Below are 26,256 nucleotides of genomic sequence, written 5' to 3'. Positions count from 1 at the left end.
TGGACAGACCGGGCCATTTTGTGAACAGTATCAGCACCATCCGGTGGAACCACGCAGGGCAACGTCGCGCAGACACGGGAAGGACGCGCGCGCCGTGCCCAGACAAGGGGGGCGCATGTGGGAACGTTTGCTGGACCAATTCATCACGGGCGTCGCGCGCTACGGCACCTTTATCGTCCATTTCCCGGACGGCAGCCGCCACGTCTATGGCGACGGCACCGGGGATCCCGTCACCATCCACCTGCTGGACGACAGCCTGCCCCGCCGCATCGTCTTCAACCCCGATCTGGCGGTGGGGGAAGGCTATATGGAAGGCACGCTCACCATCGACGGCGACGATCTGCACGGCTTCCTGACCTTCGTCATCCGCAATCTGGCCACCCGCCCTCGTGTCTGGTTCCAACAACCCGCCCGCGCCTTTCGCACCGCGCTGAAACACCTGCAGCAATACAATCCGGTCGGGCGTGCGCAGAAGAACGTCGCCCACCACTACGATCTCTCCGCCGCGCTCTACGATCTCTTCCTCGACGCGGACAAACAATACAGCTGCGCCTATTTCCGCACCCCGCAGGACACGCTGGACCAGGCCCAGGCCAACAAGAAAGCCCATATCGCCCGCAAGCTTCGGATCGAGCCGGGCATGAAGGTGCTCGACATCGGCTGTGGCTGGGGCGGCATGGGGCTCACCCTCGCGCGCGACTACGGTGCGAAAGTGCTCGGGGTCACGCTTTCGGAAGAACAGCACAAAATCGCCTGCGAAAGGGTGCGCGCAGCAGGGCTGGAAAATCAGGTCGAGTTCCGCCTCACCGATTACCGCAACCTGAGCGGCCAGTTCGACCGGGTGGTCTCGGTTGGCATGTTCGAACATGTCGGCGTGCCGCATTACCGCGAATACTTCCGCCACGTACGCGACCGCCTGACGGAGGACGGCATCGCCCTGATCCACACCATCGGCCGAAACGCCCCGCCCGGCGCCACAAGCCCGTGGATCGACAGATACATCTTCCCCGGCGGCTACGTTCCTTCCATGTCGGAAGTCGTTAAAGCCATCGAGAAGGAGGATCTCTGCACCTGCGATGTGGAAATCTGGCGCCTGCACTACGCCGAAACCCTGCGCCACTGGCATGATCGCTTCATGGCCCGCCAAGACGAAGCCCGCGCCCTCTATGACGACCGCTTCTGCCGCATGTGGCGCTACTACCTGCGCGCCAGCGAGCTGACCTTCCGCCACAACCGTCAGGTCGTCTACCAGTTCCAGCTGACCCGCGACCAACAAGCGGTGCCGCTCACGCGCGACTATCTCTACGCCAGCATCCTCCCGGCCAGACAAGACGCCGCCGAATAACCCTTTCCTCTCGCGTCAAATACCTCGGGGGTGCGGGGGCAGAGCCCCCGCCCCGGTCTGGCGCGAAAGCGCCAGAGCCGAAAAACTTCATGCCTCCGGCGGGGATATTTTCGCCAAGCTGAAGAGCAAGTCAGAAGGGCCGAACGACGTTTCCGGAGTAGAAGAACACGCCCATCCCGAAGAGAAACAACACACAGCCCGCGATGGCGTGCATGGCCACGGCGAGGCCGAGGCTGTGTTTCTCCTTGTAGGCCCAGGCGAACATCACGCCGGCGAAGAAGGTGAGCAAGCAGACAGTCACGCTCCAATACATCAGATGCGCCAGCGAGAAGATCGCGCCGTTCAGCAGAAGCGCCGCGCGGCCCTTGGGCAGGATGGCGCGGTAGCGGCGGAAGTAGAGCACGCGGAAGACGATCTCCTGCGGCAGCGCCGAAAGCAGCGTGTAGCCGGGGATCAGGATCAGGAAGAAGAACCACGGCACGCGGGTGAAGAGGCCGAACATCTGCTCAGGCGCCAAAAGCTGCATCACCACGAAGGAGACCACCGCCGTCAGCGCCCCCATCAGCCAGACGGCGCGCCACTCCACCCCGCCCCAGCTTTGCTTTAGCAGCCGCCATTTGAAGCCCGGCGTCAGGTGCAGCAGCACAAGCCCAAGCACCATGATCCCGAAGAGCATGGGAAACAGCCTATCCGGCGGCATGAAAACGGCGATCGCGACGGGCCCGGCGACGAAGAAGGCAAGGAACTCCACCCAGAGCGACGTTTCCGAGCGCGCGCGGCTCTTGGTTTCGGCAGTCATCGTCATCGGCTGTGGCTCTCCTCTCCTGCGCTCTCAACATAGGGCGGGATCGGGCCGATCACAGGGGGGAAGCGGCGCTGCCTTGCAAAAACGCGCGGGGCGCAGGTTGGCGGGCACGCAATTGCCCGCGCTTTCGCGTCTCAAGGGGTTGCACCTTCGCGCTCCCTGTCTATAACCCACGACAATTTGCGCGCACGCGAGTCACTCACGCGAGTTTCTTGCCAGTCATCCGGGGTCCGACATATGCCAAAAAGAACCGATATCTCCTCCATCATGATCATTGGCGCCGGCCCGATCGTCATTGGCCAGGCCTGCGAGTTCGACTACTCCGGCGCCCAGGCCTGCAAGGCGCTGCGCGAGGAAGGCTACCGGGTGATCCTGGTGAACTCCAACCCGGCCACGATCATGACCGACCCGGACATGGCCGATGCCACCTACATCGAGCCAATCACGCCGGAAGTCGTGGCCAAGATCATCGAAAAGGAACGCCCCGACGCGCTGCTGCCCACGATGGGCGGGCAGACCGGGCTGAACACCTCCCTCGCGCTGGAAGAGATGGGCGTGCTGGAGAAGTTCGGCGTGGAGATGATCGGCGCCAAGCGCGACGCCATCGAGATGGCGGAGGACCGCAAGCTGTTCCGCGAGGCGATGGACCGCCTCGGCCTTGAAAACCCCCGCGCCACCATCGTGACCGCGCCGAAGAAAGCCAACGGCCATGCCGATCTGGACGCCGGCGTGCAGATCGCGCTGGACGCGCTGGAAGACATCGGCCTGCCCGCCATCATCCGCCCCGCCTTCACGCTGGGCGGCACCGGCGGTGGCGTGGCCTACAACCGCGATGATTACATCCACTTCTGCCGCACCGGCATGGATGCCTCCCCGGTGAACCAGATCCTCGTCGATGAAAGCCTCTTGGGCTGGAAGGAATACGAGATGGAGGTTGTCCGCGACAAGGCCGACAACGCCATCATCGTCTGCGCCATCGAAAACGTGGACCCGATGGGCGTACACACGGGCGACAGCATCACCGTGGCCCCGGCGCTGACGCTCACGGACAAGGAATACCAGATCATGCGCAACGGCTCGATCGCCGTGCTGCGCGAGATCGGCGTGGAAACCGGCGGCTCCAACGTGCAATGGGCCGTGAACCCCGCCGATGGCCGCATGGTGGTGATCGAGATGAACCCGCGCGTGAGCCGCTCCTCCGCGCTGGCCTCCAAGGCCACGGGCTTCCCCATCGCCAAGATCGCCGCGAAACTTGCCGTGGGCTACACGCTCGATGAGCTGGACAACGACATCACCAAGGTCACGCCTGCCTCCTTCGAGCCAACGATCGACTACGTCGTCACCAAGATCCCGCGCTTTGCCTTCGAAAAATTCCCCGGCTCCCAGCCCTTCCTCACCACCGCGATGAAATCCGTGGGCGAGGCCATGGCCATCGGCCGCACGATCCACGAGAGCATGCAGAAAGCGCTGGCCTCGCTGGAAACCGGGCTCACCGGCTTTGACGAAGTGGCCGTGGAAGGCCTGCCAGCCCGCGCCGACATGGTGCTGCGCGATCACGACGATGCGCTCGTCACACAGATCCTCGTCGGCAAGGACGCCGGTGCCCAGGCCGCCATAGACAAGGCCATGACCAAGGCGCTCTCCCAGCAGACGCCGGACCGGCTGCGGGTGATCGCCGATGCGATGCGCTTTGGCTTCTCCAACGACGAGATCCAGGAGATCACCTCCTTTGATCCGTGGTTCCTTGCCCGCATCCGGGAGATCATCGGCGCGGAATGCATGATCCGCAAAGATGGCCTGCCGATGACGGAAGAAGGCCTGCGCAAACTCAAGATGATGGGCTTCACCGACGCCCGCCTTGCCAAGCTCACGGGCCGCACCGAAGAGAACGTGCGCCGCGCCCGTCTGAACCTCGGCGTGAAGGCCGTGTTCAAGCGCATCGACACCTGCGCCGCCGAGTTCGAGGCCCAGACGCCCTACATGTATTCCACCTATGAAAGCGCAGTCATGGGCGAGGTGGAATGCGAGGCGCGGCCCTCCGATCGCAAGAAGGTCGTCATCCTTGGCGGTGGCCCGAACCGCATCGGTCAGGGCATCGAGTTCGATTACTGCTGCTGCCACGCTTGCTTCTCGCTCACCGAGCAGGGCTATGAGACAGTGATGATCAACTGCAACCCGGAGACCGTCTCCACCGACTACGATACCTCCGACCGCCTCTATTTCGAGCCGCTCTCCTTTGAGCACGTGATGGAGATCCTGCGCGTGGAGCAGGAGAACGGCACGCTGCACGGGGTGATCGTGCAATTCGGCGGCCAGACGCCTCTGAAGCTTGCCAATGCGCTGGAGGCCGAGGGCATCCCGATCCTTGGCACCACGCCCGACGCGATCGACCTTGCCGAAGACCGCGAGCGCTTCCAGGCGCTGGTGAACCGCCTTGGCCTGAAGCAGCCGAAGAACGGCATCGCCTCCACCGACGCCGAAGCCCTGCGCATCGCGGGTGAGATCGGCTTCCCGCTGGTGATCCGCCCCTCTTACGTGCTGGGCGGCCGCGCGATGGAAATCGTGCGCGACATGGCGCAGCTCGAGCGCTACATCCGCGAGGCCGTGGTGGTTTCGGGCAAGAGCCCGGTGCTGCTGGACAGCTACCTCTCCGGCGCAACCGAACTGGACGTGGACGCGCTCTGCGATGGCGACGACGTGCATGTGGCCGGGATCATGCAGCACATCGAGGAGGCCGGCGTGCACTCCGGCGACAGCGCCTGTTCGCTGCCGCCCTACTCGCTCTCTGCCGCGCTGATCGACGAGGTGAAGGCCCAGACGGTGGCGCTGGCGAAAGAGCTGAACGTGGTTGGCCTGATGAACGTGCAATTCGCGATCAAGGCCAATGAAGCCGGTGAGCAGGAGATCTTCCTGATCGAGGTGAACCCGCGCGCCTCCCGCACAGTGCCCTTCGTGGCCAAGGCCGTGAACTCGCCCATCGCCTCCATCGCCGCGCGGTTGATGGCCGGTGAGAAGCTTTCCGCCTTCGACCTCGTGGATCCGCAGATCGACACCTTCGCCGTGAAAGAGGCCGTGCTGCCCTTTGCCCGCTTCCCGGGCGTGGACACGATCCTCGGGCCGGAAATGCGCTCCACCGGCGAGGTGATGGGCTCGGACAAGAACTTCGCCCGCGCCTTCCTGAAAGCCCAGATGGGCGCCGGTGTGGCCCTGCCGAAATCGGGCCGCGTCTTCGTTTCGATCAAGAATGAGGACAAGACCCCGGCCATGAAGGAAGCCGCGCAGGTGCTGGCGGAGCTTGGTTTCACCGTGGTCGCCACGCGCGGCACAGCCGGCTGGCTGCGTGAAAACGGGGTGGAGTGCGAGATCGTCAACAAGGTCTATGAGGGGCGCCCGAACATCGTGGACATGCTCAAGGACGGCGGGATCGATCTGGTGATGAACACCACCGAGGGTCCGCAGGCCATCGAGGACAGCCGCGACATCCGCGCCGTCGCGCTGTTTGACAAGATCCCCTATTTCACCACCGCCGCCGCCAGCCACGCCGCCGCGCTGGCGATGAAGGCCGACCGGGAAGGTGAGATCGAGGTGAAGCCGCTGCAAAGCGCCTGATTTCGGTCAGACTCTGACACGCATGCACCCCTGCTTCGGCGGGGGTGTTTGCGTTTTGGGCCATCAGCGCAACAGGAGCCAAAGCGCCACGGCGAGCAGCATGACACCGAGGGCGATGTTCATCCAGCGCGCCTTATCCGGGTTTCGAAACCGGCGCAGCAGGAGATCGCCTGCGCAGGTCCAGAGGGTGAAGGCGACAAGATTGTTGAGGGTGAAGACACTGGCGATCCAGACCACGCGCGCGGGTTCTGGCGGCTGGGAGGCTGGCAGGAACTGGGTGAACATCAGCGCGATGATCACCCAGGCCTTCGGGTTGAGCAGCAATAGAACCGCGCCATCCCACGCAGAGGCCTTGCGCGCCTGCGCTTCGCCACGTTCTGCCCCGGCCCGCAGAAACCCGACAGCCAGCCAGAGGACATAGGCTGCTCCCGCAAAGCGCAGGATCTGAAACAGCAGAGGGCTTGCGTGGAGAAGACCCGAGAAGCCGAGGCCGATCGAGAGCGTGAGCGCGAAGGTCGCCAGATGGTACCCGGCGCTGGCCGGGAGCGAGGCTTTCACGCCGAAACGGGCACCGATCCCGGCGAAGAACAGGTTCCCCGGTCCGGGACTATAAGCCAGCGGAAAGAGAAACAGCAGGAGGGCGAGGGTGGTTTGTTGCATGGGGCAGATCTCGTTGCGGTGAGCACACCATCATGTGCCCAAGTGGCACAAGCGATCCGCTTCCTGCGCAAGGCTCAGGCGAAGGGAAAAGAAAAACCCCACGCCTTGCAGCGCGGGGTTTTTGGGTTGTTCGAAAGCTCAGCCGCTTAGGGCTGCTCGTCCTCGTCGCCGCCTTCGGGCAGGTTGAAGAAGCTGTCGGCGTCAAGGAAATCACCGTCTTTCTTGTCGTCCTCGTCCTCGTCGCCGCGCGGATCGCCGCCCAGCGTGAAGGTTTCCAGCCCTTCGATCGCGGTGGGGATCTTCGGCTCGGTTTCCATCGTCAGCGACTGCTCGGTGGAGACGAGCTTGCGGCGCTCGTCATCGCTCATCACCACGCCTTCGGCGGCGCGTTTCGCAGCGGCTTTCTGCACGGCAAGATCCAGCTCGCTCTGCTTGCAGAGGCCCAAGGCGACCGGGTCGATCGGCTGGATGTTGGCGATGTTCCAATGGGTGCGCTCGCGGATCGCCTGGATCGTCGGCTTGGTGGTGCCGACGAGTTTGGAGATCTGGCCATCAGACAGCTCGGGGTGGAATTTCACCAGCCAGAGGATGGAGGCCGGGCGGTCCTGACGCTTGGACAGCGGCGTGTAACGCGGGCCGCGGCGTTTTTCCTCGCCCACGGCGGCCGGGTTGAACTTCAGCTTCAGCTTGTGCAGCGGATCGGCCTCGGCCTTGTCGATCTCTTCCTGGGTCAGCTGGTTGTTGGCGATCGGGTCAAAACCCTTCACGCCGGTGGCCACGTCGCCATCGGCTATGCCCTGCACTTCGAGCTCGTGCAGCCCGCAGAAATCGGCGACCTGTTTGAAGGTCAGCGTCGTGTTGTCTACCAGCCAGACGGCGGTTGCCTTCGCCATGAGCGGTTTGGCCATCGGTCTTACTCCTTTCACGTCCTAACGACAGACAAAGCGTTTCCCTTCGCCCCTTTCGGGACGGTCCTGCCGGGGCGGGACGGGTTCACGTTGTCGGGGAACTTCCCGCGTATATAGTGCCGCAAAGGCAAAGAGGGAAGAGCAAATGCGTGTGATCATGGCCATGCTGCTGGCGATGGCCTTCGCGGGGGCGGCGCGGGCCGAGGGCGAGCGGGCCGGCGAGTTCGACTACTACGTGCTGGCGCTGAGCTGGTCGCCGAACTGGTGCAAGCTGGAGGGCCGCGCGAAGGGCGCGCCGCAATGCGACGGCGGCAGCGGGTTTGGCTGGGTGATGCACGGGCTCTGGCCGCAATATGAGCGCGGCTGGCCAAGCTATTGCCGCACGCCCCACCGGGAGGCCACGCGCGGCGAAACGGCTGCCATGGCCGACATCATGGGGAGCGCGGGTTCGGCCTGGTATCAGTGGAAGAAACACGGGCGCTGTTCGGGGCTTTCCGCCCCGGACTACTTCGCGCAGGCCCGTGCGGCCTATGAGGGCGTGACTCGGCCAGAGGTGCTGCGCCGGCTTGATCGCACGGTGCGCCTGCCGGCTTCGGTGGTTGAGGAGGCCTTCCTGGCGCAGAACCCCAGGCTGACGCCGGACGGGATCACGCTGACCTGTCGGGATGGCCATATTCAGGAAGCGCGGATCTGCCTGACGAAGGATCTGGCCCCGCGGCGCTGCGGGGCGGATGTGATCCGGGATTGCAGTGCGAAGGCCCTGCTGGAGCCTGTGGACTGAGCCCTGAGTTTGGGGGCGCTGCCCCCGGCCCCTGACGGGGTCTCCCCCGGGATATTTCCTGTCAGAAGAGAGGGCCGATTGCGCGGCGCGGGAATCGGGGTAGGCTGGCTGTAGTGGGCATGGCGTGGGAGGCGGCATGAAGCGGGTAGTGGTGACAGGCGGCACGCGCGGGATCGGCGAGGGTGTAGCGCGCGGCTTGGCGGCGGCGGGCTGGGAAGTGATCGCGGCGTCGGCCTCTGAGGAGGAACGCGCCGCGTTCGTGGCGCAGGACGGCATATCGGTGCGGGCGCTGGATGTGACCAGCGAAGCCTCGGTGGCGGCGCTGTTTTCAGAGATCGGCACGCTGGATGGGCTGGTGAACTGCGCGGGCATCCTGCGGCGGGTTGATGAATTTGACATCGAGGTGTTTCGGCAGGTGCTGGATGTGAACTTGACCGGCACTATGCGCTGCTGTTTGGCCGGCAAGCCCCTGCTGGCCGCTTCGGGCGGCGCGATCGTGAACACCGCCTCAATGCTCAGCACCTTCGGCGGGCCCTTGGTGCCGGCCTATTCCGCCTCCAAAGGCGGCGTGGCGCAGCTGACGAAGGCTCTGGCCGGGGCCTGGGCTCCGGAAGGCGTGCGGGTGAACGCCGTGGCGCCCGGCTGGATCGAGACCGAGATGACCGGCGCTCTGCGCGCTGACCCCGCCCGCACCGAAGGCATCATGGCGCGCACGCCGATGAAGCGCTGGGGCAAGCCCGGCGAGGTGGCCGCGCTGGTGGGCTGGCTGTTGAGCGCGGAGGCCAGTTTCGTGACAGGGGCTGTCTACCCGGTGGACGGCGGATATCTGGCGATGTGAGGAGGACCCATGGCAAAAGATACAGACCCGAAGATGCCCTACCAGTTGCCTTTCCCTCGGGATGCGCTGGAGGAGATCGTGATCCCCGACGCGGTGCCGGAGGATGAGCGGCTCTGGGTGCCGCAGGCGGAGAACGTCTGGTTCCGCCCGCTCTGCCTGAACCGCTCGCAGGGCTACTGGATGAACCTCTTGAAGGTGCGCAAGGCCGGGGTGCTGTCGCGCCACCGCCATCCGCAGCCGGTGCATGGCTTCGTGCTAAAGGGGCGCTGGCACTACCTTGAGCACGATTGGGAGGCGACACCGGGCGCTTACGTTTACGAGCCGCCCGGCGAGACCCACACCCTCGTTGTTCCGGAAGATGTGGAAGAGATGATCACCTATTTTCAGGTCAACGGCGTGATGTGTTACGTCGACCCCTGGGGCGAGGTTTTGGGCTACGAGGACGTCTTCACCAAGATCGACATGTGCCGCAAGCATTTCGCGGATGTCGGGCTTGGCGAGGATTACGTGGAGCGCTTCATCCGCTAGATCTTAAGCACGATCTTCCCGATGTGGCCGGAGCTTTCCATGCGCGCGTGGGCGCTCGCGGCCTCTTCCAGCGCGAACTCGCTGTCCATCACCGGAGCGATGCGCCCGGCTTCCAGAAGCGGCCAAACGTGCTCGCGCAGTTGATCCGCGATCCGCGCCTTGGCGAGATCGCTTTGCGGGCGCAGGGTGCTGCCGGTGATCGTGAGGCGGCGGGCCATCACCTGGGCGAAGTTGATCTCGGCCTTGGGGCCCTGCAGGAAGGCGATATGGACCATGCGGCCCTCATCGGCCAGCGCGCGGATGTTGCGGGCGATATAGTCGCCGCCGACCATGTCCAGGATCAGGTTGGCCCCGCCCTCGGCCTGCAGCACCTTCACGAAATCCGCCTCGCGGTAGTTCATCGCCACTTCCGCGCCCAGATCGCGGCAGACCGCGCATTTTTCCTCGGAGCCAGCCGTGGTGAACACTCGCGCGCCGAAATGGCGGGCGAGCTGGATCGCCGTGGTGCCTATGCCGGAAGAGCCGCCGTGCACCAAAAAGCGCTCGCCCGCCTGCAGGCCACCGCGCATGAAGACGTTGGACCAGACGGTGAAATAGGTTTCCGGCAGGCAGGCGGCCTGTTTCAGATCCAGCCCCTTGGGGATCGGCAGCGCATGGGCCGCCGGGCAGGAGACGTAGTCCGCATAACCGCCGCCGGGCAGCAGGGCGCAGACCTTTTCGCCCACCTTCCAGCCACTGACACCCGCGCCGACCTCGGTAATGGTGCCCGCGCCCTCCAGCCCCGGCAGATCGCTGGCGGACGGCGGCGGCGCATACATGCCAGCGCGTTGCAGCGCGTCGGGGCGATTGACCCCGGCATAGGCGAGCCGGATCACGATCTCGCCCGCGCGGGCGACAGGGATCGGGCGGTCGGTGAGGCGCAGCACTTCGGGCCCACCCGGTTTGGAAATTTCGATCGCGCGCATGGTATCGCTCATCGGGCGCTGTCCTTCTTCGCGGAGGGGTTATTGCTCAGGCCAGATCGCGCCGGGCAGATCGCGGCGCGCAGCGCGGGCGGGCGGGGCTTTGACTTGCGAAAACAGCCAGTCCTGCCCGGCCATGAGCGGCTTCAGCAGCGGGTTCTTCCGCGCGCTGGCCTTGGCCATTTCGATCTGCATCACGTTGTCGATCCGGCGGTCCAGAAACTCCCACGTGGCCATATGGCCGGGGGTTTCGTCGCCGAGCCAATATAGGATCGTGGTTCCATAGACACCCGACAGCGTGGCGCGTTTGGAATACCAGTTGAGATCTTCCGAGGTGTCGCCCAGCGCGGACCAGACGAGATCGCAGGTCTCCCACACGAGCTTCGCGCCTTCGGCAGCATGGGAGGGCAGCGCAAAGAGGGCCGAGGCCCGGCGCACGGCCTCCTTGTCCTCGACGGTTTCGAGCCGCAGGCGGATCGCATAGGCAACGCGATCGCGAAAGCGCATCGTCGTGAGATCGGCCGTTTTGAGCCCCTCGACCATGCGCTGATCGCCGAGCCGGTGGTAGGCCACGGCCAGATCCACGGCCCCGCGCGGGCAGGCGATGCGAGCCAGCTCCGAATCGGTTTCACTGTCAGCAATAGCGGCGCGGAAGGTCTCCTCGCTCCAGCCATCGAACACCACATGGGGCAAAGCGGCCTCCAGAAGGGCGGAAATCACGTCGGCGTGGGGATGTTCGGGGCGGTGCATCGGCATTCCTTTCCACAGGCTGGCTGGACTGTAGACAAGATAGGGCGGCTTTGCTATACGGCCCACTCCTGCAATTTCCTTGCAACTCAAACTTAGAAAGGTGGTGAAAACCACATGCAGGTTAGCGTTCGCGACAACAACGTCGATCAGGCCCTCCGGGCTCTGAAGAAAAAGCTGCAGCGTGAGGGTGTTTTCCGCGAGATGAAGCTTCGGCAGCATTTCGAGAAACCCTCCGAGAAAAAAGCACGCGAGAAGGCTGAAGCCATCCGCCGTGCTCGCAAGCTGGCGCGCAAAAAAGCTCAACGCGAAGGGCTGCTCTAAGCAGCTTTTAGCGATTGGTTCGGGCCTCGGCCCAACACGACGACCCCCGCCCTTCGCGGGGGTTTGTTGTTTTTAGGGGTGTGATTAGGCGTTTTGCTTAGCAAGGGCCGCCTGCACCGCGGCATGTTCCACCGGGGCTTCGTCGCTGCCGTCGCTGAAGGCCGCCACGGTGACGGGATCGGCGAGCGCCGGGAAATGGTAGACGGCGTTGACGCAGAAGGGCCCAACGCCAGAATGGCCCAAAGTGGCCCCGGCCCCCGTGGCCTCCCCGATCATCAGGCCAAGCCCGTAGCCGCAACGCTCCCAAGGCCGCCCCGGCAGCGCGCCGCCGACGGGATAAGCGCTTTGCATTTCGCGCCTTAAGGGCGCTGGCAGCAGATCGCCCTTCAGAAGTGCGTCCAGAAGCGTGACGGCATCGCGCGCTGTGCCGATCAGGCAGCCGTGATAGACCCATGCGGGATCGTAGCCAACGGCGGCGGACCAGTGCAGATCGCGGCCCATCGTGGGCCCTTCCCAGAGCCGCACCGAGGCAAGCCCCAGCGGGGCGAGGATCAAGGCCTCAAGCGCCGCCCCCAGCCCCTGCCCCGTGGCTGCCTCAATCCCTTCACGCAAGAACAGATAACCGACGTTTGAATAGGCAAAGCCCTGCCCCGGGGGCCACAGCATCCCCCGCTCCATCGCCCGCGCCACCAGTAGATCGCGCGGCCAAGCTGACTCACCGGCTGAAACAGCCGCGTGGTAGGCGGGCAACGGGCCATAGTCCGGCAGACCCGCGCGATGGGCCAGAAGCTGGCGCAGGCTGTAGGCCGCATCGGGCAGCGGTGCATCCAAATCGGCCTGCCCCTGTTCCACCAGTTTCAGAACCGCCGCCGCGATCACTGTCTTGGTGAAACTCCAATAGGGAAACAGCGCGGAGGGATCCGCAGAGCCCGCCAGCACGCCCTCCCGGCCGCTCTCGCTCCGCCAGTATCCGGATACCTCACCCTGTGTCATGGCTTGATATCTTCGACAGCACCGGGGGCCTGTCAATCCGCCTCCGCCTGCGCCGGATGTGACTTTTGCCCAGAGTTCCTGTATGCTCAGGGTATATTTCGAGGCCGTAACCTCAACCAAACATTGAACCGACGACCAGATTTCGAGGTCATCCATGGAATTGTCCCGCCCCGCGCCACACCGGCGCCGCCTGCTTCCCGTTCTTGCAATTGCGCTTGCCGCAGCGCTCGCCCCCGCCGTAGCGCGCGCGCAGGTTCCGCCCCACACCCCCGGCACGATCTGCTTCACAGCCACCTTCTGGTGCTGGGCGCTGTATCCCGGCTACCCGGGCACGCCCTGTGAATGCCCCACCTACTACGGGTGGGTGCCGGGCATCCTTGGCTGACCGGGAGCAGGCGGATGGACAGCTCTCTTGCCGAACTGCTGGAAGACGCGGGCCTCGTGGCCGCCTACGGGCGCAACACGGGAAAGCTCAATGATACGCAGCTTTTCGAGGCATTGCAGAAAGCCCATGCCGCACAGGCGCTTTCGTGGGGGTCGCCCGAGGTCGTGGAGGTTCAGAAGGCGCTGAACGCCGCCGTGGCGCGCATCCGGCCGGTGTCGCTGGTGGATCTGAAAAGCGGTTGGAACCCCTTCGTGAAACCGGCCTCCGGCGGCAAACGGACGGCCACCACGAAGATCGCCTTCGTGATCGCGGCCTTCTTCCTGATCTTCGTCTGCGGCTATCTGACCGTCTGGCAGCAACAGGCCAGCGTGATCCTCTCGCAGGTGAGCGCCCTGCAGTCGGCGCGGGAGGAGGCCATCACAAATGAGGTTGTGCTGCGCATTCTGGAGCATGACGCCCAGACCCTGGCCGATGGCAGCTTCCCGGCCACGACGAGCGTCTTCTTCCGCGAGAAAGTGCGCGAGCTGCGCGATCTCGACGAGCGCGAACGCACCCTGATCCAGCACGCGCAAAGGCAGTCGCAACGTATTTACCCATGGGTGCCGGCCTATCTGAGGGCGAAGGCCTATTTCAGCACGCCGGTGCCACAACAAAGCCTCGCCTCGCTGCCGCAGGCGCCCTTGGTGGAGCCCGCCGTCGGGCCGCAGGCGCGCTCCCCCTGCGCTGATCACGTGCGAGTCCTTGCCAATCCTGCAGGTCCGGAGGGCCTCGCCGTAATTACGATGTTCGGGCGCACGGTGCAGCACCACGACTCGCTGATCCGGGCAATCAAATGCTTTGCCAATATCCAGTCCGACAGCCCGCAGGCGCTGGGGAACTCCCGCCAGCGGCTAAACGCGCTGGCGCTCGGCATCAGCAACAAGGTGGACATCCTCAGCCGCTGGTGGCTGCCCGCGCTCTACGGCGCGCTCGGGGCGATGATGTTCACAATGCGTGCCCTGCTGAACCCGTTCCTGCCCGATCCCGGCCCCGTGCGCATCCTGCTGCGGGTGTTCCTGGGATCCTTCGCAGGGATCTCCATCGCTTGGTTCTGGTCGGGCGAGCCGGACGCCCTGTTCGATGTCTCGGGCATCTCGCTTGGCCTGCTGACGATCGCCTTCCTCTTCGGCTTTGCGATCGACGTGTTCTTCTCGCTGCTGGATCGGCTGGTGATGCAGGCCAATGCCGCCATCGGGCGGATCGGGGCCGATCCGCCGGAAGCTGCCGAAAGCTGATCCGGAAAGACGGGCCTCAGAGGCCCTTCTTGCCCATGTCGAGGAATTTCTGGCGGCGCTCTTTCACGAGCTTCTCGGGGCTCTTCTTGCCCAGCACGCGCAGCTGTTCTTCCAGCGCCTTGCCAACCCGCGCGATGGTGCCGGCGCGATCGCGGTGCGCGCCGCCCAGCGGCTCGGCGATGATGTCATCACAGACGCCCAGCTTCTGCAGATCCTGCGCGGTGAGGCGCAGCGCTTCGGCGGCCTCGCGCATCTTCTCGGCGTCCTTCCACAGGATCGAGGCGCAGCCCTCCGGCGAGATCACCGAGTAGATCGAATGCTCCAGCATCAGCACCTTGTTGCCTGCCGCGATGCCCACGGCGCCGCCGGAGCCGCCCTCACCGATCACCACCGTGATCAGCGGCACCTTCACCTGCAGGCATTTCTCGGTGGAGCGGGCGATGGCCTCGGACTGGCCGCGTTCTTCCGCGCCACGGCCCGGGTAAGCACCGGGGGTGTCCACCAGCGTGATGATCGGCAGGCCGAACCGATCCGCCAGATCCATCAGGCGGATGGCCTTGCGGTAGCCTTCGGGCCGCGCCATGCCGAAGTTGCGCTCGATGCGGGTCTTGGTGTCATTGCCCTTCTCGTGACCAATCACCACCACCGGCGTGTCGCCAAGGCGGGCAAGGCCGCCCATGATGGCATGGTCGTCGGCGAAGTTCCGGTCGCCCGCGAGCGGCGTGTATTCGGTGAAAAGCGCCTCGATGTAGTCGGCGCAATGGGGGCGGTCGGGGTGGCGCGCCACCTGGCATTTGCGCCAGGGCGTCAGCCCCTTGTAGAGCTCGGCCAGCATGTCGGCGGCCTTCTTGTCGAGTGCGGCCGCTTCCTGCTCCACGTCCATCTCGTCGTTCGCCCGCGCCATGGCGCGCAGCTCCTCCGCCTTGCCTTCGATATCGGCCAGCGGTTTTTCGAACTCAAGATAGTTGCTCATTGCCTGCTCCTGATGCCTTCACGCGCCTATATGACCCTGCGCCAAGCGATTTGCAACGCTTTGCGGCAGCGACGGCGGCCTTGCCCAGAAACAAAACCGCGCCCGCTCATAGGAGCCGGGCGCGGCCTGTTTTTGAAGCACCAGCGGCCCGAAGGCCCCGGCCAGACGGGTTACATCCCGGCGATCAGCTCAGACTGCGCCACGATCACCTCGGCCTGTTTGATGGAGGCGATGTCCACCAGACGGCCCTTGTAGACGGTCGCGCCTGCGCCGCTGGCCTTGGCCGCTTCCATCGCCGCCAAGATCTCCCGCGCCTCGGCGACGGCCTCCTCGGAAGGTGTGAACACCTCGTTGGCCAGAGCAATCTGCTTGGGGTGGATCGCCCATTTGCCCACCATCCCCAGCGTGGCAGAGCGTTTGGCCTGCGCGATATAGCCCTCATCATCGGAAAAATCGCCGAAGGGGCCGTCGACCGGCAGGATACCGTGGGTACGGCAGGCGGCGACGATGGCGGCCTGCGCCCAGTGCCACGGATCGGACCAATGTTTCTGGCCCTCGCGCAGCATGTAATAATTCTCCTGGGTGCCACCGATGCCGGTGGTCTGCATGCCCATGGAGGCGGCGAAATCGGCTGCGCCAAGGCTCATGGCCTCAAGCCGGGGCGAGGCGGCAGCGATGGCTTCCACATGGGCGATGCCGGCAGCGCTTTCGATGATCACCTCAAACGCCACGCGCTTCTCGCGGCCCTTGGCGCGCTCGATGGCGGTGACGAGCGCGTCCACGGCGTAGATGTCCTCGGCGCAGCCGACCTTGGGAATCATGATCTGATCCAGCCGCTCGCTGGACTGTTCCAGCAGATCCACCACGTCACGATACCAATAGGGCGTATCAAGGCTGTTAATGCGCACCGAAAGCGTCTTGGTACCCCAATCCACCGTGTTGATCGCCTCGATCACATTGGCGCGGGCGATGTCCTTGTCGGAGGGCGCGACCGAATCTTCCAGATCAAGGTTGATCACATCCGCCGCCGAGGCCGCCATCTTGGCAAAAAGCTTGGTGTTGGAGCCGGGCCCGAAGAGCTGGCAACGGTTGGGGCGCGCGGGCGGAGTGGGTTGCAGGCGGAAGCTCATCGGCAAACCTCGCTTGGGTAATGAAGTTACATTTCACGTTTTGGTTTTGGTAGAATATTGCGCCGCAGCATTCAACGGCTTTTTCGCACCTGCGGCATGATTCCTGCACTGCAGAAAGGACGCGGGACAAACCGCCGACAGCCTGAGCGAAACGGCGTTTTTATCCTGCCTATTTCGTAATCATTCGAATTTTCTTCGACATTTTTAGAAAAGAGCGCAATTTCATCACCCTTCCCCGACGTTTTGCGCCGCGATTGAGGCACACCTTCGCCGCCCGCCCCGGTATCGAAGGACCAACACAAAAGACAAGAGGCTGCCATGATCGAAACCCCTTACCTGCTGTTCCTCGGCGATGCGCCGGATCAACTCGCCGCCAAAGTTGCCATCGGCATCCGCGACTGGCGACCGGAGAACGCCGTGGGCCAGATCCGACTGCCCGGCTGTGGTGCCGATCTGGGCCTGACCGACATGACGCTTGCCGAAGCCAAGGAAGCCGGTGCGAAGACGCTGGTGATCGGCGTGGCCAACCGCGGCGGGATCATCTCGCAGGCGTGGAAAGAAGTGCTGATCGCGGCGCTGGAGATGGGCTACGATCTGGCCTCCGGCCTGCACAACCTGCTGCGCGACGAGGGCGACCTTGTGGCCGCCGCCCAAACCCATGGCGGCACCCTGCATGACGTGCGCGTGCCCACCGTCGGCTATCCGATCGCCAATGGCGTGAAACGTACCGGCAAGCGCTGCCTTGCCGTGGGCACCGATTGCTCCGTGGGCAAGATGTACACCGCCATGGCGATGGACGCCGAAATGCAGGCGCGCGGCATGAAATCCACCTTCCGTGCCACCGGGCAGACGGGCATCCTGATCACCGGCCACGGCGTGCCGCTGGACGCGGTGATCGCCGATTTCATGGCGGGCTCCATCGAATACCTGACACCCGACAACGACGAAGATCACTGGGATCTGATCGAGGGTCAGGGTTCGCTGTTCCACGTCTCCTACTCCGGCGTGACGATGGCGCTGGTGCATGGCGGGCAGCCCGATGCGCTGATCCTCTGCCACGAGCCGACCCGCACCCATATGCGCGGCCTGCCGGGCTACAGCCTGCCCAGCCTCGAAGACCTGCGCGACACCGCGCTGGCCATGGCCCGCGTGGCCAACCCGGCCTGTCAGGTTGTCGGGATCTCCGTCAACACCCAGCACCTGAACGAAGAAGACGCCCGCGCATACCTCGCGAAAGTCGAGGCACAAATGGGCCTGCCCACCGTCGACCCCTACCGGCATGGCGCCGGGCGTCTTGTAGACGCTCTCGCGGCGGTCTAGGCCCCTGTTGCACCTCCGGGCGCGATCTGCTGTTTTTCCGCTGCAAGGAAACGGTGGCTCGCGCCCGGTTCTTTTTCGACTGCTCGCTGGGAGAGGCCACGCAAGATGACCATCACCGTCAGCCCCGACACGTTCAAACTGGCCGAGGCCTTCACCATTTCGCGCGGCTCACGCACCGAGGCCCGTGTGCTCACCGTTTCGGTCACGCGCTGCGGCCACACGGGCCGGGGCGAATGCGTGCCCTATGCCCGCTACAACGAAACACTCGACAGCGTGACGGAAGAAATCCTCGCCCTGCCCGAAGGGATCACCCGCGCCGCGCTGCAAAGCGCCCTGCCCGCAGGTGCGGCCCGCAATGCCGTGGACTGCGCGCTTTGGGATCTGGAGGCCAAACAGGCCGGCAAACGGGCCTGGGATCTGGCGGGCCTGCCCGCGCCCGGCCCTGAGATCACGGCCTACACGCTTTCGCTCGACACGCCCGAGAAGATGCGCGCCTCCGCGGCCAAACACGCCTTCCGCCCGCTCCTGAAGATCAAGCTCGGCACGCCTGATGACATGCCCCGCCTTGAAGCGGTGCGCGCCGGTGCGCCGAAATCCCGCATCATCGTGGATGCCAACGAGGGCTGGTCGGCCGAAGTTTACGCCGATCTCGCCCCGCATCTGCTGCGCCTCGGCGTGGCGCTGGTTGAGCAGCCCCTGCCCGCCGGTGAGGATGACGCCCTGATCGGCATGGAACGTCCGGTGCCAGTGTGTGCCGATGAAAGCTGCCATGATCGCGCCTCGCTGCCCGCTCTGAAGGGCAAATACGATGTGATCAACATCAAGATCGACAAAACAGGCGGGCTGACAGAAGCGCTCGCCCTGCGCGATACCGCCGTGGCCGAAGGCTACCGGATCATGGTCGGCTGCATGGTCGGCTCTTCGCTCGCCATGGCCCCGGCCACGCTAGTGGCGCAGGGGGCGATGATCACGGATCTGGACGGGCCACTGCTTCTGGCCGAGGACCGCCCCAACGCATTGCAATTCGACGCCGCCGGGGTGCACCCGCCCGTGGCCGCGCTCTGGGGGTAGAGCGCAAAGCGGCCGCCCGGGTGGGCGCGGAAACGCGCCCGCCGTGGGGCGGGCGGACGCGGGCCCACCGCTTGCGCGGCGGGCCAGCAACGCGCCCTGCGGCCAAGCGATGGCTTGACGAACACCGGACTTCCCCCCACAGACATTCCAACACGATCTTCAGGAGCCACAGATGACCCGCACCGTTTACGTGAATGGCGAATACCTGCCCGAAACCGAAGCCAAAGTGTCGATCTTCGACCGGGGCTTCCTGATGGCCGATGGCGTCTATGAAGTGACCAGCGTGCTCGACGGCAAGCTGATCGATTTCGCTGGCCACGCCAAGCGGCTGGAGCGGTCGCTCACCGAGCTGGACATGGCCGCGCCGATCACCACGGAAGAGCTGCTGGAGGTCCACCGCGAACTGGTGCGCCTGAACGGCATCGAAGAGGGCATGATCTACCTGCAGATCACCCGTGGCGCGCCGGAAGATCGCGATTTCGCCTTCCCGGATCCGGCCAAAGTGCCCTCCACCATCGTGCTGTTTACCCAGAACAAGCCGGGCCTTGCCAACTCGCCCGCTGCCGAAAAGGGCCTCAAAGTCATCTCCATCGAGGACATCCGCTGGGGCCGCCGTGACATCAAAACCGTGCAGCTGCTCTACCCCTCCATGGGCAAGATGATGGCCAAGAAGGCCGGCTGCGATGATGCGTGGATGGTGGAAGATGGTGCCGTCACCGAAGGCACCTCCAACAACGCCTATATCGTGAAGGGCGGCAAGATCATCACCCGCCAGCTCTCCAACGACATCCTGCACGGCATCACCCGCGCCGCCGTGCTGAAGTTTGCCGAGGAAGCCCAGATGGTGGTGGAAGAACGCCCCTTCACTATCGCAGAAGCGCAGGAAGCCGACGAGGCCTTCATCACCTCAGCCTCTACCTTCGTGATGCCAGTCGTGGAGATCGACGGCAAGGCGCTGGGGGCAGGCACGCCGGGCCCCGTCGCCAAACGCCTGCGCGAAATCTATCTGGACGAAAGCCGCAAGGCCGCTGTCTGAGGCGACTGCCTTCCCTCGAAACGACAAAGCCGCCCAACGGGCGGCTTTTTCTTTGCCGGTTTGCCCCCTTCTACAGGGACGCCCCAAACGACTCGATGAGCGCCCGAGCAGCTTCCTCCGCCCCGTGTTTGAGCGGGTCGCCGAGGCTGTCGGCCAGACCGAACATCAGCGCCACGCCCAATACGGCCGAATGGATCGCAAAGGCTTTCTGCCGCGCGCTGATGGGATCGCCCCCGAGCCGAGCCGCCAGCGCCGCATACATGGCGTCGGTCACTGGATGCACCTCATCCAGCAGGGCGCCGGCCGGTGGTTCACCTCCGGCGTGGCGCTGTGTCTGCGGCAGTAGGTACATCATGCGGAACCGGTCCAGATCACCCATGTGAAACCGCAGGATCGAGGAGACAAAAGCGGCAATCGCCTCAGCCTCGGTTTCGCAGTGAGCCAAAGCTGCCGTTGCCGTCTCGGCTTCGGCCTTCAGCGCAGGCAGGAACATTGCTCCGAGGAGCGCATGTTTATTGGGGTACCAGTAGAGGACGGCCTGTTTGGACCGGCCAAGCCGCGTGGCAATCGCATCGAAAGACACCGCCGAAATCCCCCCGGATGCGAGCAATTCCCCCGCGACCTCCAGAATAAGGGCTTTGGTGTTCTCTCTGGGCATGGAGTGCTCCTTGACGGCTTACCAATGGTAAGCTACAACGCCTACCATTGGTAAGTAAAGAGGGGTGGAACGCAGGCGGATGCGCTTAGGGCCACCACCAAGGAGGCACGGCCATGTCGCAATTCACCTTCGAGAACCCGGTCTTCACGACCTACGCAATCGCGGCGGCCCTGATGGTGCTCAAGGTCATGGGACAGGGCTGGATGACGGTCTACCGGATGCTTCGGATCGGGGCTGGTTACGCCAGCCCGGAAGACTTGCGCGCAGGTTTGATCAACCGGGCACCCGCGCCCTCCCAGCTTGAAGTCAACGACTACGTCGACCGCTCCCGGCGTCTGCATCGAAACGACCTTGAAAACATCCCAGCTTTCTGGGCGGCGGGGCTTTTGTTCGTAGCAACGGATCCGGCTCTCGGGCTTGCGCAGGGGCTGCTCTATGGATTCGTCGTCGCCCGGGCCATGCACTTCTGGGCCTATGCCACCAGCAAGTCGCACGAGGTCCGCGCCACGTTCTATACCATCGGCTCCGTGATCGTGATCTACATGGCGGCCCACACGCTCTGGGTACTCATCGGACAGTGATCGCCCCGATCAAGCCGCCTGCGCAATACCATTCGACAGGTCGATAAACGCCATCACATCGCTGCCTTCGCGCTCGATGCGGGCACCGCGCTCCAGCACCATGTGCATGATCGCGGTGTTGGCGGCAGAGAAGTAGAGGTCGGCGCTTTTCACGCCCATCTCGGCGCAGGCTTCAAGCCCTGCAGCGAAGAGCTGGCCGCCGAGCCCGCGGCCCTGAAAGCGGTCTTCCATGGAAATGCCGATCTCGGCATGGCCGTCGCGGCCAAGGTAGATCTCGAGAATGCCGGCCGTTTCCGCCCCCAGCGTGATCTCGACCACGTGGTCAGGCGAAATGTGGTGGCCGATCTTTTCCAGATAGGCATCGTCGGCGGCGGGGGTGAGGAAACGCAGGCGGCGGGAGGCGGCTGACAGCGTCTTGTAATGGGCGATCAGCGCATCTTGCAGCTCGGGCAGGTGGCCCATCAGGGGGTGGGTGTGCGTATCGGCGTGGGCATTCATGGCATCTGTTCCGCGTTTCGGATTGTCCTCCTGCGTTAACAAATAGGAGAAGGCCAAAGCGGTTTGAAGCCGGAACGCCCGTGACGCTGCGTTGCACGAGCCGCATGGCTCGCACCTGTCCGTTTCTGGCTCAGCCCACGCCGGGGGTGATGAAGGAAAGCGTGAGATTGGCCGCCGAAAGCCCCGTTGTGCCCTGCACCAGCGCCACCAGCGCGCCGTCGAGCAGCACCTCGGTGTCGGTGCCGTTCTCAGCGGTGTTCAGCACCAGCTCCGCATCATCGGGAATGCCCAGATCGTTGCGGGCAAAAACGACGAGCGCCTCGGTTTCCGCATCGAAATCGGTGATCGTGACAGCGGTATCGTCCAGCTCGTCAAACAGCACTGCAAAATCATCGATGCCCGCGCCGCCGGTCAGCGTGTCGCCGTCATCGCCCTGCAGGAGGTCCTCCCCCTCGCCGCCATCCAGCACGTCAGGCGTGTCGTCATCCACATCGTCGAGACTGTTGAGCAGATCATCGCCCGCCCCGCCCATCAGTGTGTTGGAGCCGATCCAGTCATAGATCCGGTCGTCGCCTTCACCGCCTTCGATGGTGTCATCGCCCTCATCGGCGGTGGTGGGGCCCATGCGGTCGTCGCCCGCCCCCAGATCGACGGTATCATCGCCCGCGCCACCAAAGACAGTATCCACACCGTCACCGCCAAGGATCGAATCATCGCCGGAACCGCCGAAAATTTCATCGTCTCCCGCGCCACCATCGAGCAGATCGTCGCCTTCAAGCCCCGAGAGCCTGTCGTCTCCGCCCAGGCCAAAGATCGCGTCGCCCTCAACGGTTCCAGACAGCAGGTCTGCCGTTTCGGTGCCGCCAATCGCGCCTTCAGGAAAACCGCCGTCGCCGCCATCCCCGCCGTCGCCGGTATCGCCCTCTTCGACGGGCTCGCTTTCATCGTCCATGAACAGCACGCTCAGGCAGAACAGCGCGAAAGGTGTGAAAATCATGTAGTCCATTGTCAGTCTCCTGCGCCGGCACCCCCCGGTACCGCCGCCCCCTTATCGTCTATCGCATGTCGCGCCCGGCTTGTGGTGCCGGGTCTCAGACGGTTCCGAGATCCTGAATGGAAAGAACCAGATTGGCCTGTGTGACCGACGTCACCCCGGCGAGCACGGCTACGACCTGCTCGTCCAGAAGCACTTCGGTGTCGCCGTCGCTCTCGCGCAGCTCCAGCGCACTGGTGTCCACGCTGCCCAGCGAGGCGTCCAGCAGAACCACCAGCTGCTCACTGGCGGGATCGAAATCGGTGATGGTCGCGGCCTGATCGTCAGCCTCGTCCACAAGCACGGTAAAGAGATCCGTACCAGCCGCGCCGGTGGCAGTATCGCCGTCGTCCAGAAGGATCTCGTCGTCGCCTTTCCCTGCGAAAAGCTCATCGGGCTCATCTGTTCCCGGCTGATCGAAGCCGCTGATCGCATCATCACCGGAATCACCGAAAATCACGTTGGAGCCGCCGAAATCGAAGAGAATGTCGTTGCCGCTGCCGCCACGGATGAAATCGTCGCCGCTGTCGTCCCAGCTGTCGCCGATCCGGGTGATGTCGTCGCCGCCGGCCAGAAAAATCCGGTCATCGCCCGCGCCGCCGGTTACGGCATCATCGCCATCGTCGCCGTAAATCTCGTCATCCCCTGCGCCGCCGTCGATGAGGTCGTTGCCCTCGCCACCGCGCAGGAGATCCTTGCCGCCAAGGCCCAGCAGCAGATCGTCGCCGCCGCCGCCATTGAGGTTGTCGCCGCCCTCGGTGCCCTGCACCGCATCCGCGCCGTCACCGCCCTCCACATCCGAAGGCGACGGATCGTCGTCGTCAGATTGCGCGATCAGCACGCCAGCCAGAACAAGTGGAACAAGCAGGAACAATTCCACGGCGGATACCCCTTAAACCTTGCCTCAAAAATGGCAAAAACAGGGCGATTTATACCGCGTTAACACATTTCTGACAATCTTCCACAGCGCTCAACACACTGTTTCGCGGGGCAAAACAGTGGGTAGACAGTCCGCTATGCGATGATTGTGGCCCGCTCAGTGCCCCGGGTGCGACTTGGCGAAGGCTTCCTTTTGCGCGTCGCTGGCCTCGGTTTGATAGCGGTCGCGCCACTCGGTATAGGGCATGCCGTAGAAAGCCTCGCGCCCCTCATCCTTGCTCATCTCGATGCCGCGCGCGTTGGCAGCTTCCTGATACCAGCGCGAGAGGCAGTTGCGGCAGAAACCGGCGAGATTCATCATGTCGATGTTTTGCACATCCGTCCGTTCGGCGAGGTGATCGCGCAGCCGGCGGAAGGCGGCGGCTTCCAGTTCAAGGCGGGTCTGATCGTCCATGGCTCAAGCTCCTGCGTCTGTGGGTGCATCCTGCCGGGCCAGCCCGGCGTCTTCAAGGGTCTGCCGAAGGATCGGCGCAAGCCGGGCGGCCCAGGCGCGTTGCTGGGCCGGCTCGCGGATCAGATCGTTGCGCAGCTCGATCAGCACATGGGCGCGGCCATGCTGCAGCCCGTGGCGGTCCATCGCGTCGCCGGTGAGGTGGCCGGAATAGGGCTCGTTATCGCCCACACAAAGATCCGGCTCCTGCGCCAGCCGCGCCAGCAGGGGCAGGGCAAGACGCTGATCGCCCGGCGAATGCAGCACACCGATGTGCCAGGGGCGTTCGGCCCGCCCGGCCAGCCGATTGGTGAAACTGTGGACCGAAAGAATGGCCGAATGCCGCCGCGCCGTGAACACCTTCTCCAGCGCCGCATGATAGGGGCGGTGATAGGCGTTGAGCCTGCGCTCCCGCTCCGCCGCGTCGGCGTGGCGGTTGGCCGGAATCACCGAGCCGTCATAGAGCTTCATCAGGATCGTCGGGTCATCCTCGCCCCGGTTCGGATCGATCACGAGGCGCGAGAAATTCGACAGCACCGCCGTGGCGTCCAGCAGATCCGCCAGATTCCGCGTCACCGCCGCCGCGCCCACGTCATAGGCGATGTGGCGGTCCATATCCTGCGCAGGCAGGCCCAGATCACCGCCGTTGATCTCCGGCGGCACCCGGTTGCTGGCATGATCGCATGTCAGCACCCAGGGCGAGGGCCTGTCTTCACCGATGATCTCGAAAGGGGCGTCTGTCATGGGCCTGTCGCAACATTCTGTCAGCCCCTGAAATAGGCCAGCCTGCGGCAAAGCACCAGTTGTCAGGGGGCGACAATTCGGCCATATAGCACGCGGCCCACCGAAAAATTGAATCGACACGAGGAACGAGGCAGCATGACACGCACTCGCAATGTAAAAATCGTGGCCACGCTGGGCCCCGCATCCGACGACTACAAGATGATCCGTGCGCTGCATGAAGCCGGCGCCGACGTCTTCCGGCTCAACATGAGCCATGGCGACCACGACGAGATCCGTCGCCGCCACGAGATCATCCGCAAGGTCGAGAAGGACGTTGGCACCCCGATCGCCATCCTCGCAGACCTTCAGGGCCCCAAGCTGCGCGTCGGCAAATTTGCCAACGAGGCCGAGGAGCTGGAAGTGGGCGACACGTTCCGCCTCGATCTGGATCCGGCCGCCGGCACCAAAGAGCGCGTGCAACTGCCGCACAAGGAAATCTTCGCCGCGCTTGAGCCGGGCGCCAGCCTGCTGGTGAACGACGGCAAGATCCGCCTGAAGGTGGAGAAATGCGGCTCCGATTTCGCCGATTGCGTTGTCACCGTGGGCGGCACCATCTCCAACCGCAAGGGCGTGAACGTCCCCGACGTGGTGCTGCCGCTGGCCGCGCTCTCCGAGAAGGACCGCCGCGATCTGGAGTTCGTCTGCGAGTTGGGCGTCGACTGGCTGGCGCTGAGCTTCGTGCAGCGCGCCGATGACGTGCGCGAGGCACGCGATCTGGCCATGGGCCGCGCCGCGATCCTGTCGAAGATCGAGAAGCCTGCCGCGGTGAAGGATTTCGACCGCATCCTCGAAGTCTCTGACGGCATCATGGTCGCCCGCGGCGATCTGGGCGTGGAGCTTCCGGTGCAGAACGTGCCGCCGATCCAGAAGCGCCTAATCCGCAAATGCCGCGCCGCCGCCAAGCCGGTGATCGTGGCCACGCAGATGCTGGAAAGCATGATCGAAAGCCCGATGCCGACGCGCGCCGAGGTCTCCGACGTGGCCACCGCCATCTATGAAGGCACCGACGCGATCATGCTCTCGGCCGAATCCGCCGCCGGCAGCTTCCCGATCGAAGCCGTCTCGACGATGCACAACGTGGCCAAGGAAGTGGAAAGCGATCCGAACTATCGCACCGTGATCGACGCCTCCCGCATTGCGCTGGTGAAGGAGAAACGCTCCGGCATCGCCGACGGCATCGTGTCTGCCGCGCGCGAGATCGCCGAAACCGCCGACATCAAGGCGATCTGCTGCTACACGCAATCCGGCACCACCGCGCTTCTGGTGGCCCGCGAGCGCCCCTCCGTGCCGATCATCGGCCTCACCTCCGACATCCGCACCGCACGCCAGCTCTCGCTGAGCTGGGGCACGCAATGCGCCGTGACGGGCCCGGTGGCCCGCTTCAAGATGGCCGTGGTGGGCGCGGTACGCGCCGCCCGCGATCTGGGCCTTGCCGAGCCGACGGACAACATCGTCGTCACCGCCGGTGTGCCCTTCAACGTGCCCGGCACCACCAACATCCTGCGGGTTGCCCCCTGCGAGGAGCGGTTGATTTTCAGCTCCGAAGCGGAATAATGCCCTAAAGCCGGTGCCTTGGCCCCGGCGCATGACTTCTGGCCCCGGGGCCGGGCACTACAGCCCGGCCCCGCGCCAAATCTGAAGGAGG

Annotated in this window: 27 protein-coding genes; 13 read left to right on the top strand and 14 right to left on the bottom strand. The window is 64.5% G+C overall.

Annotation, left to right across the window (positions count from 1 at the left end):
* Positions 1–115: 115 nt before the first annotated feature.
* Positions 116–1,345: an SAM-dependent methyltransferase gene (locus KVX96_RS02760; RefSeq protein WP_261192696.1), complete on the top strand. Its 1,230-nt coding sequence runs from the start codon at positions 116–118 to the stop codon at positions 1,343–1,345.
* Between the two features lie 130 nt (positions 1,346–1,475).
* Here the strand turns inward: KVX96_RS02760 and KVX96_RS02755 are convergent, their stop codons facing one another.
* Complete coding sequence (locus KVX96_RS02755; RefSeq protein ID WP_261192695.1) at positions 1,476–2,150, bottom strand: CPBP family intramembrane glutamic endopeptidase; 675 nt, start codon at positions 2,148–2,150, stop codon at positions 1,476–1,478.
* A 237-nt stretch (positions 2,151–2,387) separates the two neighbouring features.
* On the opposite strand from KVX96_RS02755, the gene carB reads away from it, so the two are divergent.
* Positions 2,388–5,759, top strand: a complete 3,372-nt coding sequence (gene carB / locus KVX96_RS02750) for a carbamoyl-phosphate synthase large subunit (RefSeq protein ID WP_261192694.1) — start codon at positions 2,388–2,390, stop codon at positions 5,757–5,759.
* 63 nt (positions 5,760–5,822) lie between these two features.
* Here carB and KVX96_RS02745 read toward each other — a convergent pair whose 3' ends face one another.
* Together KVX96_RS02745 and KVX96_RS02740 are read right to left on the bottom strand one after the other, a co-directional pair.
* A complete protein-coding gene (locus KVX96_RS02745) occupies positions 5,823–6,419 on the bottom strand; it encodes a LysE family translocator (RefSeq protein ID WP_261192692.1) in 597 nt (198 codons plus the stop codon).
* Between the two features lie 146 nt (positions 6,420–6,565).
* Positions 6,566–7,327, bottom strand: coding sequence for a DUF1013 domain-containing protein (locus KVX96_RS02740; RefSeq protein ID WP_261192691.1), 762 nt, complete (start codon positions 7,325–7,327; stop codon positions 6,566–6,568).
* A gap of 145 nt (positions 7,328–7,472) precedes the next feature.
* Between KVX96_RS02740 and KVX96_RS02735 the strand changes: the two genes are divergently transcribed.
* The 3 genes from KVX96_RS02735 to KVX96_RS02725 all read left to right on the top strand — a co-directional run bounded on the left by KVX96_RS02735 (position 7,473) and on the right by KVX96_RS02725 (position 9,474).
* A complete protein-coding gene (locus tag KVX96_RS02735) occupies positions 7,473–8,108 on the top strand; it encodes a ribonuclease T2 (RefSeq protein ID WP_261192690.1) in 636 nt (211 codons plus the stop codon).
* Between the two features lie 136 nt (positions 8,109–8,244).
* Positions 8,245–8,946, top strand: coding sequence for an SDR family NAD(P)-dependent oxidoreductase (locus KVX96_RS02730; RefSeq protein WP_261192689.1), 702 nt, complete (start codon positions 8,245–8,247; stop codon positions 8,944–8,946).
* A gap of 9 nt (positions 8,947–8,955) precedes the next feature.
* Positions 8,956–9,474, top strand: a complete 519-nt coding sequence (locus KVX96_RS02725) for a 2,4'-dihydroxyacetophenone dioxygenase family protein (RefSeq protein WP_261192688.1) — start codon at positions 8,956–8,958, stop codon at positions 9,472–9,474.
* Here KVX96_RS02725 and KVX96_RS02720 read toward each other — a convergent pair.
* The gene (locus tag KVX96_RS02720) at positions 9,471–10,451 is read right to left on the bottom strand and encodes an NAD(P)H-quinone oxidoreductase (protein ID WP_261192687.1); all 981 of its coding nucleotides are present in this window, start codon (positions 10,449–10,451) and stop codon (positions 9,471–9,473) included. The two genes, KVX96_RS02725 and KVX96_RS02720, sit on opposite strands and share 4 nt — an antisense overlap.
* Positions 10,452–10,478: 27 nt before the next feature.
* Positions 10,479–11,192: a COQ9 family protein gene (locus KVX96_RS02715; RefSeq protein WP_261192686.1), complete on the bottom strand. Its 714-nt coding sequence runs from the start codon at positions 11,190–11,192 to the stop codon at positions 10,479–10,481.
* Positions 11,193–11,300: 108 nt separating this feature from the next.
* On the opposite strand from KVX96_RS02715, the gene rpsU reads away from it, so the two are divergent.
* Positions 11,301–11,507, top strand: coding sequence for a 30S ribosomal protein S21 (gene rpsU / locus KVX96_RS02710; protein ID WP_007818122.1), 207 nt, complete (start codon positions 11,301–11,303; stop codon positions 11,505–11,507).
* Positions 11,508–11,591: 84 nt separating this feature from the next.
* Here rpsU and KVX96_RS02705 read toward each other — a convergent pair whose 3' ends face one another.
* A complete protein-coding gene (locus KVX96_RS02705; RefSeq protein ID WP_261192685.1) occupies positions 11,592–12,500 on the bottom strand; it encodes a serine hydrolase domain-containing protein in 909 nt (302 codons plus the stop codon).
* Positions 12,501–12,654: 154 nt separating this feature from the next.
* Between KVX96_RS02705 and KVX96_RS02700 the strand changes: the two genes are divergently transcribed.
* Positions 12,655–12,885: a hypothetical protein gene (locus KVX96_RS02700; RefSeq protein WP_261192681.1), complete on the top strand. Its 231-nt coding sequence runs from the start codon at positions 12,655–12,657 to the stop codon at positions 12,883–12,885.
* A 14-nt stretch (positions 12,886–12,899) separates the two neighbouring features.
* The gene (locus KVX96_RS02695) at positions 12,900–14,159 is read left to right on the top strand and encodes a hypothetical protein (RefSeq protein ID WP_261192680.1); all 1,260 of its coding nucleotides are present in this window, start codon (positions 12,900–12,902) and stop codon (positions 14,157–14,159) included.
* 16 nt (positions 14,160–14,175) lie between these two features.
* On the opposite strand, the gene KVX96_RS02690 is transcribed toward KVX96_RS02695, so the two are convergent.
* Both KVX96_RS02690 and KVX96_RS02685 read right to left on the bottom strand, forming a co-directional pair.
* Positions 14,176–15,132 (bottom strand): acetyl-CoA carboxylase carboxyltransferase subunit alpha, encoded by a 957-nt coding sequence (locus KVX96_RS02690; protein WP_261192679.1) that lies wholly within the window; start codon positions 15,130–15,132, stop codon positions 14,176–14,178.
* A 170-nt stretch (positions 15,133–15,302) separates the two neighbouring features.
* Complete coding sequence (locus KVX96_RS02685; RefSeq protein WP_261192678.1) at positions 15,303–16,262, bottom strand: L-malyl-CoA/beta-methylmalyl-CoA lyase; 960 nt, start codon at positions 16,260–16,262, stop codon at positions 15,303–15,305.
* Between the two features lie 318 nt (positions 16,263–16,580).
* On the opposite strand from KVX96_RS02685, the gene dgcN reads away from it, so the two are divergent.
* From dgcN to KVX96_RS02670, 3 genes are all read left to right on the top strand, one after another.
* Entirely contained in the window at positions 16,581–17,582 is a 1,002-nt protein-coding gene (gene dgcN / locus KVX96_RS02680; protein ID WP_261192677.1) for an N-acetyltransferase DgcN, read from the top strand.
* Positions 17,583–17,687: 105 nt separating this feature from the next.
* Entirely contained in the window at positions 17,688–18,653 is a 966-nt protein-coding gene (gene dgcA, locus KVX96_RS02675) for an N-acetyl-D-Glu racemase DgcA (RefSeq protein WP_261192676.1), read from the top strand.
* A 172-nt stretch (positions 18,654–18,825) separates the two neighbouring features.
* Entirely contained in the window at positions 18,826–19,689 is an 864-nt protein-coding gene (locus tag KVX96_RS02670; protein WP_261192675.1) for a D-amino-acid transaminase, read from the top strand.
* A gap of 70 nt (positions 19,690–19,759) precedes the next feature.
* Here the strand turns inward: KVX96_RS02670 and KVX96_RS02665 are convergent, their stop codons facing one another.
* A complete protein-coding gene (locus tag KVX96_RS02665; RefSeq protein ID WP_261192674.1) occupies positions 19,760–20,347 on the bottom strand; it encodes a TetR/AcrR family transcriptional regulator in 588 nt (195 codons plus the stop codon).
* Between the two features lie 113 nt (positions 20,348–20,460).
* Here KVX96_RS02665 and KVX96_RS02660 point away from each other — a divergent pair, with 113 nt between their 5' ends.
* Entirely contained in the window at positions 20,461–20,928 is a 468-nt protein-coding gene (locus KVX96_RS02660; RefSeq protein ID WP_261192673.1) for an MAPEG family protein, read from the top strand.
* A gap of 9 nt (positions 20,929–20,937) precedes the next feature.
* Here the strand turns inward: KVX96_RS02660 and KVX96_RS02655 are convergent, their stop codons facing one another.
* From KVX96_RS02655 to KVX96_RS02635, 5 genes are all read right to left on the bottom strand, one after another.
* Positions 20,938–21,426: a GNAT family N-acetyltransferase gene (locus KVX96_RS02655; protein ID WP_261192672.1), complete on the bottom strand. Its 489-nt coding sequence runs from the start codon at positions 21,424–21,426 to the stop codon at positions 20,938–20,940.
* A 130-nt stretch (positions 21,427–21,556) separates the two neighbouring features.
* The gene (locus tag KVX96_RS02650) at positions 21,557–22,432 is read right to left on the bottom strand and encodes a calcium-binding protein (RefSeq protein WP_261192671.1); all 876 of its coding nucleotides are present in this window, start codon (positions 22,430–22,432) and stop codon (positions 21,557–21,559) included.
* An 85-nt stretch (positions 22,433–22,517) separates the two neighbouring features.
* Positions 22,518–23,339 carry a calcium-binding protein gene (locus KVX96_RS02645; RefSeq protein ID WP_261192670.1) on the bottom strand — a complete coding sequence of 274 codons (822 nt, stop codon included), beginning with the start codon at positions 23,337–23,339 and terminating at the stop codon, positions 22,518–22,520.
* A gap of 156 nt (positions 23,340–23,495) precedes the next feature.
* The gene (locus KVX96_RS02640) at positions 23,496–23,792 is read right to left on the bottom strand and encodes a DUF1244 domain-containing protein (protein WP_261192669.1); all 297 of its coding nucleotides are present in this window, start codon (positions 23,790–23,792) and stop codon (positions 23,496–23,498) included.
* A 3-nt stretch (positions 23,793–23,795) separates the two neighbouring features.
* Positions 23,796–24,572, bottom strand: coding sequence for an N-formylglutamate amidohydrolase (locus KVX96_RS02635; RefSeq protein ID WP_261192668.1), 777 nt, complete (start codon positions 24,570–24,572; stop codon positions 23,796–23,798).
* A gap of 135 nt (positions 24,573–24,707) precedes the next feature.
* On the opposite strand from KVX96_RS02635, the gene pyk reads away from it, so the two are divergent.
* Positions 24,708–26,165 carry a pyruvate kinase gene (gene pyk, locus KVX96_RS02630; protein ID WP_261192667.1) on the top strand — a complete coding sequence of 486 codons (1,458 nt, stop codon included), beginning with the start codon at positions 24,708–24,710 and terminating at the stop codon, positions 26,163–26,165.
* Positions 26,166–26,256: the final 91 nt, after the last annotated feature.

Source organism: Pseudoruegeria sp. SHC-113 (assembly GCF_025376885.1).
Taxonomy (GTDB): Bacteria; Pseudomonadota; Alphaproteobacteria; order Rhodobacterales; family Rhodobacteraceae; genus Pseudoruegeria.
This window is presented reverse-complemented; position numbering and strand designations above follow the sequence as displayed.